Annotated in this window: 12 protein-coding genes and 1 pseudogene; all 13 read right to left on the bottom strand. The window is 41.3% G+C overall.

Going from position 1 to position 14,369, the window contains the following annotated elements; all coding sequences use genetic code 11:
• Window positions 1-3: 3 nt before the first annotated feature.
• Complete coding sequence (locus ACINWC743_RS17970) at window positions 4-714, bottom strand: molecular chaperone (RefSeq protein WP_009586491.1); 711 nt, start codon at window positions 712-714, stop codon at window positions 4-6.
• A 33-nt stretch (window positions 715-747) separates the two neighbouring features.
• Complete coding sequence (locus ACINWC743_RS17965; protein ID WP_009586501.1) at window positions 748-1,353, bottom strand: fimbrial protein; 606 nt, start codon at window positions 1,351-1,353, stop codon at window positions 748-750.
• Between the two features lie 846 nt (window positions 1,354-2,199).
• Window positions 2,200-4,623, bottom strand: a complete 2,424-nt coding sequence (locus ACINWC743_RS17960) for a glucose/quinate/shikimate family membrane-bound PQQ-dependent dehydrogenase (RefSeq protein WP_005030547.1) — start codon at window positions 4,621-4,623, stop codon at window positions 2,200-2,202.
• Between the two features lie 16 nt (window positions 4,624-4,639).
• Entirely contained in the window at window positions 4,640-5,968 is a 1,329-nt protein-coding gene (locus tag ACINWC743_RS17955; protein ID WP_009586479.1) for a carbohydrate porin, read from the bottom strand.
• A 16-nt stretch (window positions 5,969-5,984) separates the two neighbouring features.
• On the bottom strand, window positions 5,985-7,445 hold the full coding sequence (locus tag ACINWC743_RS17950; RefSeq protein WP_009586438.1) for a right-handed parallel beta-helix repeat-containing protein: 1,461 nt from the start codon (window positions 7,443-7,445) through the stop codon (window positions 5,985-5,987).
• Between the two features lie 20 nt (window positions 7,446-7,465).
• Complete coding sequence (gene aroD, locus ACINWC743_RS17945) at window positions 7,466-8,245, bottom strand: type I 3-dehydroquinate dehydratase (RefSeq protein WP_373867733.1); 780 nt, start codon at window positions 8,243-8,245, stop codon at window positions 7,466-7,468.
• Between the two features lie 235 nt (window positions 8,246-8,480).
• Window positions 8,481-9,110: a protocatechuate 3,4-dioxygenase subunit alpha gene (gene pcaG / locus ACINWC743_RS17940; protein ID WP_009586509.1), complete on the bottom strand. Its 630-nt coding sequence runs from the start codon at window positions 9,108-9,110 to the stop codon at window positions 8,481-8,483.
• Window positions 9,111-9,121: 11 nt separating this feature from the next.
• Window positions 9,122-9,847, bottom strand: a complete 726-nt coding sequence (gene pcaH, locus ACINWC743_RS17935) for a protocatechuate 3,4-dioxygenase subunit beta (RefSeq protein ID WP_004828629.1) — start codon at window positions 9,845-9,847, stop codon at window positions 9,122-9,124.
• A gap of 10 nt (window positions 9,848-9,857) precedes the next feature.
• Window positions 9,858-10,271 (bottom strand): 4-carboxymuconolactone decarboxylase, encoded by a 414-nt coding sequence (gene pcaC / locus ACINWC743_RS17930; RefSeq protein WP_004828626.1) that lies wholly within the window; start codon window positions 10,269-10,271, stop codon window positions 9,858-9,860.
• A 31-nt stretch (window positions 10,272-10,302) separates the two neighbouring features.
• Window positions 10,303-11,655 (bottom strand): MFS transporter, encoded by a 1,353-nt coding sequence (locus ACINWC743_RS17925; RefSeq protein ID WP_009586504.1) that lies wholly within the window; start codon window positions 11,653-11,655, stop codon window positions 10,303-10,305.
• A gap of 41 nt (window positions 11,656-11,696) precedes the next feature.
• The gene (pcaD, locus tag ACINWC743_RS17920; protein ID WP_009586492.1) at window positions 11,697-12,476 is read right to left on the bottom strand and encodes a 3-oxoadipate enol-lactonase; all 780 of its coding nucleotides are present in this window, start codon (window positions 12,474-12,476) and stop codon (window positions 11,697-11,699) included.
• On the bottom strand, window positions 12,473-13,831 hold the full coding sequence (locus ACINWC743_RS17915; RefSeq protein ID WP_009586487.1) for a 3-carboxy-cis,cis-muconate cycloisomerase: 1,359 nt from the start codon (window positions 13,829-13,831) through the stop codon (window positions 12,473-12,475). Before ACINWC743_RS17915 ends, pcaD begins: the two co-directional genes overlap by 4 nt.
• A gap of 8 nt (window positions 13,832-13,839) precedes the next feature.
• A pseudogene (locus ACINWC743_RS17910) lies at window positions 13,840-14,369 on the bottom strand (acetyl-CoA C-acyltransferase); the annotation flags it as partial.

Genomic DNA, 14,369 nt, shown 5'->3' with positions numbered 1-14,369 from the left:
TTATTACTGCATGACGGCTTCGAATGTTTGTACTGCGCCTAGATCATTGACAATTTCATAGGATATTTTTTTTGTTGTGAGATCGGGGATAAAATTTTTTAAACTACGGCTACTAAAAGGCTCTAACATGATGGCATCTTCGCCTGAGTTAAAAGCATGATTTTTTCCACTTTCCACTTGTAAGACCGTAATGTAATACGGTGTTGGATTACTGATGGTCAAACTATTTATAGAACGATCTAGTTTAAATTGAAGGCTTTTTTGTGCATGATCTGCTTTCATTGCCAACTGTGTTGGACGATAAAATAATTTAACGCGTGTCCGTACCGTAAATGACAAATGATTTTTATCAGCTAAATTCGGGTCACTCGGTGGAATATCTAAAATATTAAACCAATAAATTGACTCTCGATCTTTTGCCAATTTTGATGTGTCTAAAGGGATAATTCGAATAATTTGCCCTTTATTTGGTTCAATGCGAACTAAAGGTGGATTAAGTACAAATGGGACTTCTTCTGCCTGAGGGGTTTTCTTTGGATCGCCATTATCAATCCAAGCTTGTACCAATGCAGGTGTGTCATATATGTTTCTGAGTTGGACATTTACACTTTTAGACTGAGCAGGGAAAATTATACGTGTACCATCTATAGACACCCCAGCATAAGCAAGTGGCATGGTTAAGAATACACATATAGCAGCTTGTAGATAACGCATAATATTCCCCTTCACAATTTAAGCAAACACAGATTAGTTATATTGCAATGTATAATTTACAGTTGCTGTCACATTCTGCGCATCTACAGAACCAGTTTTAGTGAAGTAGCGTGCTTTATAAGTCATGGTTGCGGTGCCAGTACCATCTGCTGCAAGCCCTGTGATCGCACTTTTTGCTTGTGTACCCCAAGCTTGTGAGTAATCTACAGGTGTATCTGCATCAGTTAAAATTTGAATAAATACTGGCTTAGCAGATGAAGCATCTGTTGACTTGTTTACTAAAGCTGTTTTTTCTGTTGCATCATAATCCGCAGCCGCCGCTGTTTCTAAAAACAAACCTTTAAGTGCTTTATTTGTTGCCGCATCACAGCCACCTGTACCTGCACCATTTTTAAGTTGTAGGTCAAAGCTTTTCGTTGCAGCAGATTGGTTTGCTGTTGTAAAAGTAGAAGTTGGAACTGTATCTAGAGTCACGATAATATTTTTAGAGCCAGCAGTGCCTGGACCTAACCCAGTTAATGTACATGTGCTATCCGTCACTACACCATTGACAGTGATTGTGCCGTCTACAGCAAAAGTATGTGTACATGCCAAACCTAAAACTAACGCACTTACTGTCGATAAAGATAAACTTTTCATGCAATAAACCTCATTGGATTTTAATAAAAAATAGTACTGAATAATTATTTTGTTCACCTATATTTATTAACAGTAAGGTTCACTTAATTAATAATTCCAAATTTGTGAATCTAGTTACTATTTATTTAAAACTACCTTGTTATAAAAAAAATAACAATAGTTCAAAAATAAATCAGGAACTTCACTCTGATTCAAATGATACATCTGTCACATTTTTTTTGATTGATTTATTGTCATACTAATACATTACTTTTTGTCATTTATATTTTTTATCAATGTAATACAATAAGATAAACACAAATCATTGTTGTTAAATTTATAAAAATATTATTTGCTCTTTATTTCTCCAATTAATAATTATTTTTATCATGAACAAATAATGAAGAAATTATAATATTTTAGTTAAACTAATTAATTTATTTTCAGTTTAACTTAAACTAAATTTTTAATAAAAATTAAAAAATACAATTATATTTTAAAAACAACTAAATATTATAATTTTATTAACATAACCATTATTTACTTTTACCTTAATTAATTACCAATTAAAAAAATAAATTATTGATCTATTTAATTTAATGACATTTCTGTAATCATTCAAATAGTAAGTTTAACTAAAATCTAAGGAAAAAATTAAAACCTAAATCACATTCTAGATTAAAATAGATCTAGCATCCTGATTCAAAAAATAATTATAAATTCATGATTTTATTAAATTTTTAAATATAATAAAAAAGATTAAAGTCTTATTCATTATTTGTTAATGATCCAAGCTATTTAGAAAAACTCATAAAAAAACTGCAATCACTTAGGATTGCAGTTTTTGCTAGTGTTTAAAATAAAGACTTATTTCAAACTATATGCAATCACATAGTCACCATGATCAGGTGATTGACGCGCTCCACCTGCTGTGATCATGACATATTGTTTGCCTGTTTTCGGAGATACATAGCTGATCGGTGTGCCTTGGCTACCCACAGGTAAGCGTGCTTTCCAAAGCTCTTTACCAGAAGATGAGTCCAAAGCGCGTAGGTAGTAATCTTGCGTTGCAGCAAAGAATACCAAACCACCTTGCGTTGCCATTGGACCACCAATGGTTGGCATTCCAATCGGTGCTTTCAGCCCCATCTTAATCCCCATCGGTCCAGTATCTTCTACTGTTCCCATTGGTACTTGCCATGCAATTTGACGAGTTTTCATATCAATCGCAGTCATGGTGCCATAAGGCGGTTTTTGGCATGGAATATTCAACTTCGACCAGAAACGATCTTTATTGACTTTATACGGCGTACCTTTCATCGGTACTGCACCCATCCCAGTATTGACCTTCTCACCACCATTTGCCTGTTTAGCCAAATCTTCAGGTGTTTGTTCAATCAACTGAATCCATAAACCTAAGCGCATGTCATTGACAAACATATATTGATGACTTGGATCGAAAGCAATACTGCCCCAGTTCATACCACCGAGAGAGCCTGGGAAACTTAACGATTTATCTTTACCCGGTGCAGTATATAAGCCTTCATAACGCATTGATTTAAAGTTGATACGACACATCAATTGATCAAATGGTGTAGCGCCCCACATATCCGATTCAGTAATGGTTTGATTACCAATCTGCGGCATTTCAACAGAGCGAGGTTGTGTCGGACTATATTGTTCACCTTGAATATCTGCTGGCTTGACAGCTTGCTCAATCACCTTGGTTAAAGGTTGCCCCGTCAAACGATCCAAGACAAAAAACTGACCGGATTTCGTTCCAATCACCACAGCAGGTTTATTCGAACCATCTTTCATTGGGAAATCGACCAAACTCGGTTGCATCGGTAAATCAAAATCCCATAAGTCATTATGAACAGTTTGATAAACCCACTTTTCCTTGCCCGTAGTCGCATCCAAAGCCAAGACAGATGAATTGTATTTATGGTCCAACGGTTGGCGATTGCCACCCCAAACATCCACAGAAGAACTGCCCATCGGCAAGAATACCGTATTCATTTGCGGGTCATAAGACATCGCAGCCCATGAGTTTGCTGAACTGCGTTTATACGTTTCACCTTCTTTTAACACATGGTTTGGATCTGGATTACGTGGATCAAAAGCCCAACGCAATTGCCCTGTAATCACATCATAAGCGCGGATCACACCACCGGGCATATCTGCTGCAAAGTTATCCGCAATTCGACTTCCCACGACAATTACTGTACCTGCGATGGTTGGTGCTGAGGTTACTTCAAATCGTGGTGCAGTGGTTCCCTCACCCAAACCTTTGAGTAAGTCTACAGTACCATCCACCCCGAAATCTTTACAGCGTTCACCTGTATCCGCATTGACTGCGATTAAGCGACCATCAGGCGTGTTGGTATAAACACGACGCAAACATGAGGTATTGTTTGCCACAGCTTGAACAGGCGTAGCACCTGCCAAAGTTGGCTGAACCAATGCTTGGGTTGAATCAAAATAAGCCACACCACGGCAACGTTCCCACGCATCAGACTTAGAATTCACTTCAGCTTTCCAAAGTTGTTTTCCTGAATCTGCTTCTAAGGCAAAAATGTTATTGTGCGGTGTACATAAGTAGATCTTATTGCCGACTTGCAATGGGGTCATTTGATCTTCAGCGCCATTGCCTGTACCTGTAGTAAAATCACCTGTACGGAAACGCCATGCTTCTTTTAACTGATGTACATTATCTCGAGTGATTTGATCTAATGCAGCGAAACGGCTTCCCCCTGCATCCTGCCCATAATGTTGCCAGTTGGTTTGTTTCATGTCTGTTTTAACAGGAACCAAGGGCAATGCCTGCCCCGTTGCAGCAACCGTTGGATGTGGTTGGAACATCTGATAAAGTCCAATCAGCATCCCAACAACAGTCACAACACCCAAGCCATAAGCGGGTAGACTCATGCTCGGTTGAGCTTGATAACGGCGAATGGCTGGTAAACTAAACATCAATGCTGCAAATAAGCCTGCTGGAAACATCAGTCTTGAGAATAAAGGCCAAAACTCCCAACCTGCGTCAATCAAAGCCCAAATCAATGTACCGATAAAAACCAGACTGAATAAGCCGACACCGATCACTTTTTTCTTAAAAATGAAAATCGCAGAAGCTAAGGTGAGTACGCCAGAGATCACGAAATACCATGATCCTCCCAAGGTCACCAGTTTTATCCCACCCACTGTAAAAAACAGTCCTGTGAGTAATAAAGCCAATGCTAAAATAAAACACCATATTTTCAGTATAGTATGTGAGTTCGAAGATTCAGACATACGTCATACTCCTAGATTAGAAATTTACACGCATGCTTAAACCTGCAACCCATGCATCATCCACTTCTTTAACACCTGCGGGTTGATGAATATATTGTAGATTTGGTCTGAGCATGACCGCTGGTGACCATTGGTAGGTATAGTTCAGTTCAATATTTAACTCATCACGTTGAACAGGAACATAGTCTGCTGCAAATGCATCGTATTCGTCATAACCACGACTATTATTCAGCGCAATTTGACGATCTTTATAACGATCATTCACCATATAATTGGCGAGACCAAAACCAATAGAATCATTTGGACGACCATCAAATGGTCCTTTGTACCAAAGCGCCAATTGTTGTGTGCTTTGGACTGCTGTGGTGGCTTTATCATTCACCACGACATTCACACTGGCATATAGACCACGTTTAGGATCATTGCCTTTTTGGCTCAATTGTTGTTGTGCATTCAACCAAAAACTGTGTTTACCGTCATGTACTTTACCCGTGGTTGCAATATCATTGGCTTCAGCTGTCGAATACAATGCACCGACTTTATATTCACCTGGCAAACCATCGAATATCGCGAGTTTCGGTCGCCAAGCCAGTTCAACAGGAATTGTTGCACCTTTGACATTATTCATATCCAAATTAAAACCATCGCTATTTTTGGCGGTTTTAATATTATCTGGATTCACTTCATAGACACCCACACCCAGTGTCCAATCTGGCGCAAATTGATATTTAACATTGGTTCCCCATAGCCCCACAGGTAAGTTGTACCAAATGGAGCCAATAGATTTTCCAAGCTGTCCGCCACATAGTAATAAATTCTGGAATTCACACTGTGAACCATTGAAGTCGTCAGACATGCCCATACGCCCAATCTTGAATTGAACTGTATTGTCAGCAAATCCTTTTTTGACCCATGCTTGAGTCAGGCGCCAAATTTTACCTCGACCATAAATTTCTTGTGAATTTCCCAAAGCGCTCGAACGAGGATCTTTAATACGATCCAAAGTCAAAGCATTGCCATCACGCTTGGTGATTAAAATATTGGCGGTGGTATTGTCCCAACCTGCTATTTTCTCTAGATCAAAATTTGCACCTAACGCCAGTTGCGCTGCATTTTTAAAAGTATTGCTATCGTTATAACCGCCATCTAAATTGGTGGCTGCTTGGCTCATAATAGAAGCAGTAAATTTATAACCTTGTTTTTCCAGTTGTTGACGCTCACCATTCCAATCACCCAATAACCATTGACGATCCTGTGACCACGGTTGATTCGCAAAGCTGTGCTGAACAGTACAAAGCGCAACAGTCAAGCAACTCAGTTTGATCAAAAATCTTTTCGAATTCATCTCAAGCTCCTGATTGTTATTTTAATTTCACAGCTGAACTGAGTTCAGAAGTTGCACCCAAACGATCTGTAATATTTGCGGTAACAGATGCGACTTTATTGGTCGGTTTCCATAAAAGCTTGGCTAGACCTTGTCCATTGGTCGCAGCAACAGCTGAACCTAAATAAAATTCTGCTTCATTTGAACTCGCTGAAGTGTTTCCAAAGAACTCAACCTGATAACGTTGTTTTGGTTGCCCCTTGACTTCAACCGTAACTTGACCTTTGGCATAGCTTAATTTAGGTGCTTGAATGCCTTGATTTGGTTGAGCATTACAACCTTGCTCATTCGGCTGTTGACAAGTTTTCTGTAAATTTGCTGGATCAATCTTGACACCATGACCACGTGAACCCACAAAGTGCGCATGCTCCAATCCCGGAATATCAAAGATAATCGCACCTACACGTAGATTAGGTACACAACTCCCCCCCGCTTCACAGCGCTTAATGTCTTGACCGTTATTCCAAATTTGGTTCTTGGTAAGCGTGATGTGTGCATTTGCATCTTTTTCAGAACGAATCGCAATACCAACACGGTTTCCATGGACTTTATTGCTGTCAAAAATATTGCCATCGCCTGTTAAGTTAAAACCATTCGAGTTATTAGTCAGTTCATTGTAGGCAATATAATTTCGCTTGCCCCAGTTGATCTGCAAGCCATCTGAATAGTTTTCAAACTTATTGCCCACCACGGCATTGTCATTGCCCCATAAAATCTCAATACCTTGCGATGGCTCTGGATTTGCAGATGTTGAAATAAAGTGATTATTTGCAACCAAGTTAAATGCTGCACCACGGGTTAATTCAAGCCCATCACCATTGTCTTGGAAATAATTATTCAGCACTTTATTGTTATTGGTGGTGGTTGCAGTAGGATTGCCCTTGCCATCATCCCCTGTCAACATCACGCCTGCACCACCATAGTTATGCATAATGCGGTTATTTTGAATCAGGTTATTACTGGCACGATTCATTAAAATACCAATACAGAAACGGCGAATTTCTACACCTTGAATGGTGACCCCGTTGATGTCACGCAAAACAAGTCCCGGTAAAGTTGTGGTACGCACATTGGTACCAAACTGCCCTTCGACCGCTCCCGGACAAGCTTCAACACCTGTCCCTTTAATATAATTCGAACCATCAATGGCGATAAATTCACCAGTTTTCGCCCATTGGGTTCCCGTAATTTTTACGGGTGCTTTGATCTCAGGTAAAGGACTATTCACCTTGATGGTATGAGGTGCTGTCCCAACCGCTTGAATCAAAATCTCACTGGCCTCAGTCGGTTTGGCATTTGCCTGTTCAATTGCCCAGCGCAATGAACCTTTTTCACTGTCATCCTGATAACGGTCTACCACATAGCTTTCAGCCATCGTTAAACCAGAAACTGCAAGCCCTATCGCCAATGCGCTTAAACGTAAAGAAATCAATTTCATGTCTTAAAAGTCCTTTTAAATTATGGTGTAGGTTGAACAGTTTTCAATAACTGCTTCAATTGGGTTACATCAATTTGACCAGGTGCAGAAGCTTCACCGATCATGCCGAAGCTAAAGCTTCCGCCCATATTTGCTGTAGCAATTCGAGAAATAGTGCCCAACTTGCCCATCGACATGGTCAATAATGGCTTTTTGGATTGTTGACTCACTTTTAAAGTGGCATTCATTAAGGTGAATACATCTTGTTTGCTTTGTGGCATCACTGCGATTTTTAAAATATCTGCACCAAGCTCATCCTGTTTAAGCAATCGTTGAATGATCTCATCTTCATTGGGTGTCTTTTTAAAATCGTGATTCGACATCACAATCAATACTTTTTTGGCATGTGCCAGTTTTACGATATTGTTTACGGCTTGTGGATCTCGGAACATCTCCACATCTAACATGTCCATAAATGGCTGCTTTAAATAAGCTTGATAAGTTTTTGCATAATCCGCATCAGTGATGGTCAACTGCCCACCTTCATTGTGTGTACGAATGGTAGCAATCATCGGCTTGCTGCCTAGAATCTGTTTAAGTTGATGCCCCAAAGCAATCACTTGTTGTGTGTTGTTGGCAAAGTCGAGCAAGTCGATACGGAATTCCGCTAAATCTGCATCGGGATTACTTGCAATCACTTTGGCTTGCGCCAAGGCTTGTTCTTGAGTTTTGGCAGTAATCGGTACAATCGTTTTCACTGGAAGTTTTGCCAGTTCGGATAATTCAACACGCTGTACAGGAAGTGTTTGTGCTTGTGTCATTTGCAATGTAAAGATTGGGGTCAGTGCCAGCATCACTGCTGCAATTTTTTTTAATTTCATTTTCCATCTTCCTTAATAGATGATCTGTAATAAATAATTCGAATATAGATACTGTTTTAATGTCCTATGCTTTAAACCAATGTACTTAAATCGCATTCATCCTCCCTTTTTACGGGGAGGAAAATCATAAATTGATCAAACTCCATGATGATCAAAGTAAGATTTGACAAAATACTTAGATATCAAAAAATACCGTTTCATCTTCACCTTGAATACGAATATCAAAGCGATAGACGATTTCGCCATCAACTTCCGTACGTTTGGCAATAAGAGTCTGACGACGAGTCGCCCATTCAATACTGTTTAAAACTGGATCATTGGCATTGGCATCTACTTCATCCTCAAAATAAATACGGGTATGTAGTCCAATGTTGATGCCACGTGCAAACAGCACCACAGCAATATGAGGTGCTTGAATCGAACCTTTACGTCCAGCTACAGCACCGGGTTTTATAGTTTCAAAATGCCAAAAACCTGTTTCAAAATTCGCCCCTGTACGCCCCCAGCCTTGAAAATGTGGATCTACAGTTTTGCCTTGGGTATCTGCCTGACTTGGATAAACACCATTGCTATCTGCTTGCCAGATTTCCAGTAACACATCTCTTAATGGCAAACCCAGTCCGTCAAAAACTTGACCTTCCAGGCGAATACGTTGCCCTTGAGTTTTGTCATTGGTCAATTGGTGATTAAAGTTGTGTTCAAACACTTCAATATTGGCTTGTTGAGGCAATAAGCCAATATGAACATAAGGACCACCTGTTTGAGATGGAGTCTCTTTCAGTTCTTGAAAATTCCATGCATTCATCGTATTCACCCTTAAGTCAAATCATTTTCAAAATAAGTCGCACGACGACCACGAAGATGAATATCAAAGCGGTAACAACGGCTATCCGCTTCAATAAAGTTGTTTTTATCTTCGAGTGCGATCAGGGCACGACGCTGATCTTCAGAAGGAATCGTTTTTAAAATTGGGCAGCTATCAATCAGCGTATCGCCTTCAAAATAGAACTGCGAAATTAAGCGCTGTGCCCAACCATCTGCAATCAATGAAAAATGGATGTGCGCTGGACGCCATTCATTGATACGGTTACGCCACGGATAAGGACCCGGTTTAATGGTACGAAAAATGAAGAATCCATTTTCATCAGTTAAAGTACGACCACAGCCACCAAAGTTTGGATCCATCGCGCCGATAAACTTATCATTTGGATGACGATAACGCCCTGAAGCATTGGCTTGCCAAACTTCTAACAAGGCATTTTTGACTGGACGACCAAACTGATCACGAACATAACCATGGACAATAATACGTTCACCGACGGGTAAACCGTCTTTGGCATAGTTCAAAATCAAATCATTGTCTTTCGCACCAAAAAGATTGGGGGAAAAATGCGGTGAGGTCACTTCTGTCAAGGTTTCATTAATCGAAATCAATGCATTTTTTGGCGAGCGTAATACACTGGTTTTATAGCCCGGTGTATATGCTGGCGGATGATCATCGGTGTTACGTTGTGGATATGCACCCAATGTATGACTTAACATGCTGGTCTCCTTAATCTTGTAGTGGTGTCGCAATAGGCTGCACTTCGATACCCAGCTCTTTAAAAACGTCTTCAGCCATATGCATTGCTGCATTTGCTGCTGGCAAACCTGCATATAATGAACTATGCAAAATCAATTCTTTAAGTTCATCCTTGGTCACACCATTGTTAAAACAAGCACGTAAATGCATTCTGAGTTCATCCTCTCGTCCCAATGCCAATAAAATCGCAATGGTCACTAAACTACGTGTATGACGAGGTAGACCTTCACGAGACCATACTTCACCCCATGCAAATCGACTGATAAAATTCTGGAAGTCTTGATTAAAATCATTTAGGTTCGCTAAAGAGCGGCCGACATGTTGTTCACCAAGTACTTCGGTACGGACTTTAAGCCCTTGTTGATAGCGTTGATCATCATTCATTGACGTTATTCCTCATCTAGAAAAATGAGCATTAGGTTGCATCGGTATGAGCAACCAAAGATTTAACAAAAATAGCGATGGCTGCTGCGGTTGCTGGAATCATGAGCAAACTGAGAATAGCGGTAAAAGACCAATCATTGCCCAATAAAACAGCCCCGATCCATGCACCAAACACAGCACCAAATCGTCCAATACCCGTCATCCAAGCAACCCCTGTTGCACGGCATTGCGTTGGGTAAAAACGAGCACTTAAAGCAGGCATAGAAGATTGCGCACCATTGATGGCTATCCCGGCACATAACACCAATAGTGCCAATAAAGTTGGATTGCTTAGGCTTTGCCCCACAGCGACTGCAAACAAACCTGCGATAAAATAGAAAGCAGAAATAATGCGATTTGGGTTAAAGCGATCCATCGCCCAACCAATAAATAAGGCACTCATCACACCACCGAACTGGAATAAACCACCGATAAATGCAGCTCGTTCCATGGTCGCGCCCGTTTCACGCATCAAGGTCGGTAACCAGCTGGTCAGCAAATAAATCACCACCAAGCCCATAAAATAGGTCGACCAAAGTAAAAGCGTGCCTTTGGCATATTGTTTTGAAAACAACATACCGAATACATTTTTCTTTTCTGCAACCGCAGACTGCTCTTCTGGAATATGAAAGGTTTGCGCAGTTTTTACCTGCTCTGGTGCAATGTGGTTTAAAATTTTGCGAACCTTCTCTGTTGATCGTCCTTTGACAATCAAGAAGCGATAAGATTCTGGCAACACGAAAATGACCAATACCATGAGTATCAGTGGTGCGATTCCGCCCAGTAAAAATAGACTGTGCCAACCAAAGGTCGGGATTAACCAACTACTGATAAATCCACCAATCGCCATCCCCAAGTTATAACCACAGAACATGCAGGTCACGAGCAATGAGCGAATGCGCTGTGGACAATATTCTGAGAACAAGGTGGTGGCATTTGGCATCGCCGCACCTAAACCAATACCTGTTAAAAAGCGTAATATCACAAGGCTGTTTAAGTCTTGTGCATAAGCAGATGCCAGTGTAAAACCACCAAAAATCAGCATCGAAATAGTCAAAACAATCTTGCGACCAAAGCGATCTGCTGTAGGACCTGAAACCAATGCACCGATGATCATTCCACCCAGTGCTGCACTCATGACAGGTCCAAGTTGGGAACGATCAATGCCCCAATCTTGCGCCAAAGCAGGTGCAATAAAGCCCATTGCAGCAGTATCAATGCCATCGACAAATACGATGAGAAAACAAATAATTGCAATCATCCACTGATATTTACTGACAGGTGCATCATTGATCAGCGCCTGCGCATCCATACTCTTGTTTGGGGCAGCAAATTCCTGTGCCATAGTTGCCTCCTTGTAGGCGAATTCCTTTCTAACCCTTGCGGTTATATGCTTTGAATAAACTTAGACAGCGCCTGATTGAACACTTGAGGCTGTTCAATATTGGATAAATGGGAGGCTGCCAAGATTTCAAGCTGACTGTTTTGAACAAGTTGATGCATAAATTCTGCATCTTGAACTGTGGTGACAGGGTCATACTGCCCCGCAATAATCAATGTGGGTATTTGGATTTGATTTAGCTGATCGCGAACATCTGCATCTGCCAAAGCTCTACAGGCATTGGCATAACCTTGTGAGGGTGTCATTGCTAAACTTTGAATGGTTTTTTGTGCCAATACATCATGGGCATAATCAAAATGCTCACTAAACCAACGGGTATGTGTCGTTTTTACGATTTCAGCTAAACCATGTTGCTCCACACTCTCCGCTCGACTGTTCCAAGCTTCGGCAGTGCCAATTTTTGCGGCTGAGTTTGCTACGGTAATACTATAAAAACGTTCAGCATGGTTGATTGCCAAAGCAAGCGCAGTAATTCCACCCATCGAAATACCACAGAAATGTGCTTTGGCGATGTTTAAAGCATCAAGGATATCGACTGCATCTTCAGCTAGGTTTTGCAAGGTCGTGTGGGCAACCACCTCACTCTCACCATGACCACGTGTGTCATAAGTAATAATTTGATAATGCTCTGCTAATACAGCAACCTGTGCTTGCCACATCCCATGATCAGTTCCCAAAGAGTTGGAAAACATAATCACTGGAGCATCTTTCAAACCCTGTACTTGCACTGCAAGTTGGTGTCCTTGACGGTTATTGATCATCATGATCTTTGATCCTCTTGTGCGGCTTGCAGTACTGCATCAATTTGAGCCTGAATATTGCCCAAGTAAGATGTCGGGTTAAACAATGCTTGCAACGCCTGCTCATTGAAGTAGGTATTGACTTGATCCATCTCGGCTAATACCGTTTTTAAATGTTTCTGTTCAGCCACTGCTTGTTGACATGCTTGTTCAACCAAATGATGCGCATTTAAACGCCCAATTTTTACTGCAAGTGCCATCATGACTGCTTCTGCCATGATTAAACCTTGAGTACACTCAAGATTACGCTGCATGGCGACTGCATTTACTTGCATATGTGCCAATACATCATGTGTGCGCTCTAAAGCACCTGCACATAACTGAAAAATTTCAGGAATTGCCAACCATTCAGCATGCCAAGCCCCTAAAGCACGTTCATGCTCTTGCACCATACTTTGGTAAACGCTTGCCATCAAAGCAGGAACACGATTGGCTGCTGCAAGGATTGAAGCTGCCGCAACAGGATTACGTTTATGGGGCATCGTGGATGAACCACCTCGACCTTTTGCAGTGGGTTCAAAGACTTCGGCGATTTCAGTCTGCATCAGCAATGACCAATCTTTTGCCATTTTGCCAACATTGCCGACAATCAAAGCTAAAGCGCTGGCGATCTCAACCATGCGATCTCGCTCACCATGCCATGTACATGTCGGTGCAGTTAAATTGAGTAAGTGTGCATAAGCTGCAACCACAGCTGAACCTTGATCTTGCAAAGAAGCCAACGAACCTACAGCACCTCCCAGTTGGGCGGTTAAAACTCGTTGTTGCATACGATTAAGACGTTCAAGATCACGTTGCAAAGCAGCCGCCCAACGTGCAAACTTATGTCCAAGTGTGATCGGTAAAGCCTGTTGTAACCATGTACGCCCAATCATGACTTGATCACGATATTGTTGTGCTTGCTTTAAGCAGACCTGATACGTCTGTTGCAATTGTTGCTCAATCAAGATCAATGCATCTCGACACTGCAAAATGGTTGCTGTATCAATAATATCTTGACTGGTTGCACCCCAATGTACATAACGGGCGGCATCTTCATCTTGCTGTTTAACTAAGGCTGTAAATTGCTTCACAAAAGGAATCGCAACATTTCCAGCCAAACCAGCTGCAACAGCCAATGCATCTATGTCTATGTACACTAAAGCATCTTGCCCTACACGTTCAATAACGGTAGCCGCTGATTCTGGAATCACATTGACCTGCGCCTGCGCTTTTGCCAAAGCGACTTCGGCTTGAATCATATAACCCAATAAAGCTTGATCACTAAAGATCGCAGTGACATCAGGTTGATAAAATAAGCTGGCGTATAACTGGCTCATCACAGACCTCACTCGACACGTTGAATAATCATGGCGATGCCTTGACCTACACCGATACACATTGAACACAAGGCATATTGCCCTTGAATCTGTTCAAGTTGGTTGAGGGCGGTTGTCACCAAGCGAGCACCTGATGCACCCAGTGGATGTCCCAAAGCAATCGCACCACCATTCGGATTGACCCGTGCATCATCATCTGCCAAGCCTAAATCACGAGTCACCGCTAAAGCTTGGGCGGCAAAGGCTTCATTCAGCTCAATCACATCCATCTGCGCCAAACTCAGATTTGCCTGTTGAAGTAATTTCTTGATCGCTGGTGCAGGTGCAAATCCCATGATTCGAGGTTCTATACCCACGGTTGTCGCTGCAATGATTTTGGCACGTGGTTTTAATTGATATTGTGTAACGGCTTGATCTGATGCGATCAGTAAAGCTGCTGCACCGTCGTTAATTCCTGAAGCATTACCCGCAGTTACCGTACCTTCTGCTTTCACCACACCTTTTAATTTTTGCAAGGCTTGCAATGTGGTTGACGCTC

Origin of the sequence: Acinetobacter sp. WC-743 (assembly GCF_000335555.1) — a bacterium.
Lineage (GTDB): Bacteria > Pseudomonadota > Gammaproteobacteria > Pseudomonadales > Moraxellaceae > Acinetobacter > Acinetobacter bereziniae.
This window is presented reverse-complemented; position numbering and strand designations above follow the sequence as displayed.

Excerpts from the sequence above, each read along its gene's own strand:
- ACINWC743_RS17925 (WP_009586504.1), bottom strand. The coding sequence starts at position 11,655 with ATGGCACAGGAATTTGCTGCCCCAAACAAGAGTATGGATGCGCAGGCG.
- ACINWC743_RS17915 (WP_009586487.1), bottom strand. The coding sequence starts at position 13,831 with ATGAGCCAGTTATACGCCAGCTTATTTTATCAACCTGATGTCACTGCG.
- ACINWC743_RS17955 (WP_009586479.1), bottom strand. The coding sequence starts at position 5,968 with ATGAATTCGAAAAGATTTTTGATCAAACTGAGTTGCTTGACTGTTGCG.
- ACINWC743_RS17965 (WP_009586501.1), bottom strand. The coding sequence starts at position 1,353 with ATGAAAAGTTTATCTTTATCGACAGTAAGTGCGTTAGTTTTAGGTTTG.
- pcaG (WP_009586509.1), bottom strand. The coding sequence starts at position 9,110 with ATGAATGCATGGAATTTTCAAGAACTGAAAGAGACTCCATCTCAAACA.
- ACINWC743_RS17960 (WP_005030547.1), bottom strand. The coding sequence starts at position 4,623 with ATGTCTGAATCTTCGAACTCACATACTATACTGAAAATATGGTGTTTT.
- ACINWC743_RS17970 (WP_009586491.1), bottom strand. The coding sequence starts at position 714 with ATGCGTTATCTACAAGCTGCTATATGTGTATTCTTAACCATGCCACTT.
- pcaC (WP_004828626.1), bottom strand. The coding sequence starts at position 10,271 with ATGAATGATGATCAACGCTATCAACAAGGGCTTAAAGTCCGTACCGAA.
- pcaD (WP_009586492.1), bottom strand. The coding sequence starts at position 12,476 with ATGATGATCAATAACCGTCAAGGACACCAACTTGCAGTGCAAGTACAG.
- ACINWC743_RS17950 (WP_009586438.1), bottom strand. The coding sequence starts at position 7,445 with ATGAAATTGATTTCTTTACGTTTAAGCGCATTGGCGATAGGGCTTGCA.
- aroD (WP_373867733.1), bottom strand. The coding sequence starts at position 8,245 with ATGACACAAGCACAAACACTTCCTGTACAGCGTGTTGAATTATCCGAA.
- pcaH (WP_004828629.1), bottom strand. The coding sequence starts at position 9,847 with ATGTTAAGTCATACATTGGGTGCATATCCACAACGTAACACCGATGAT.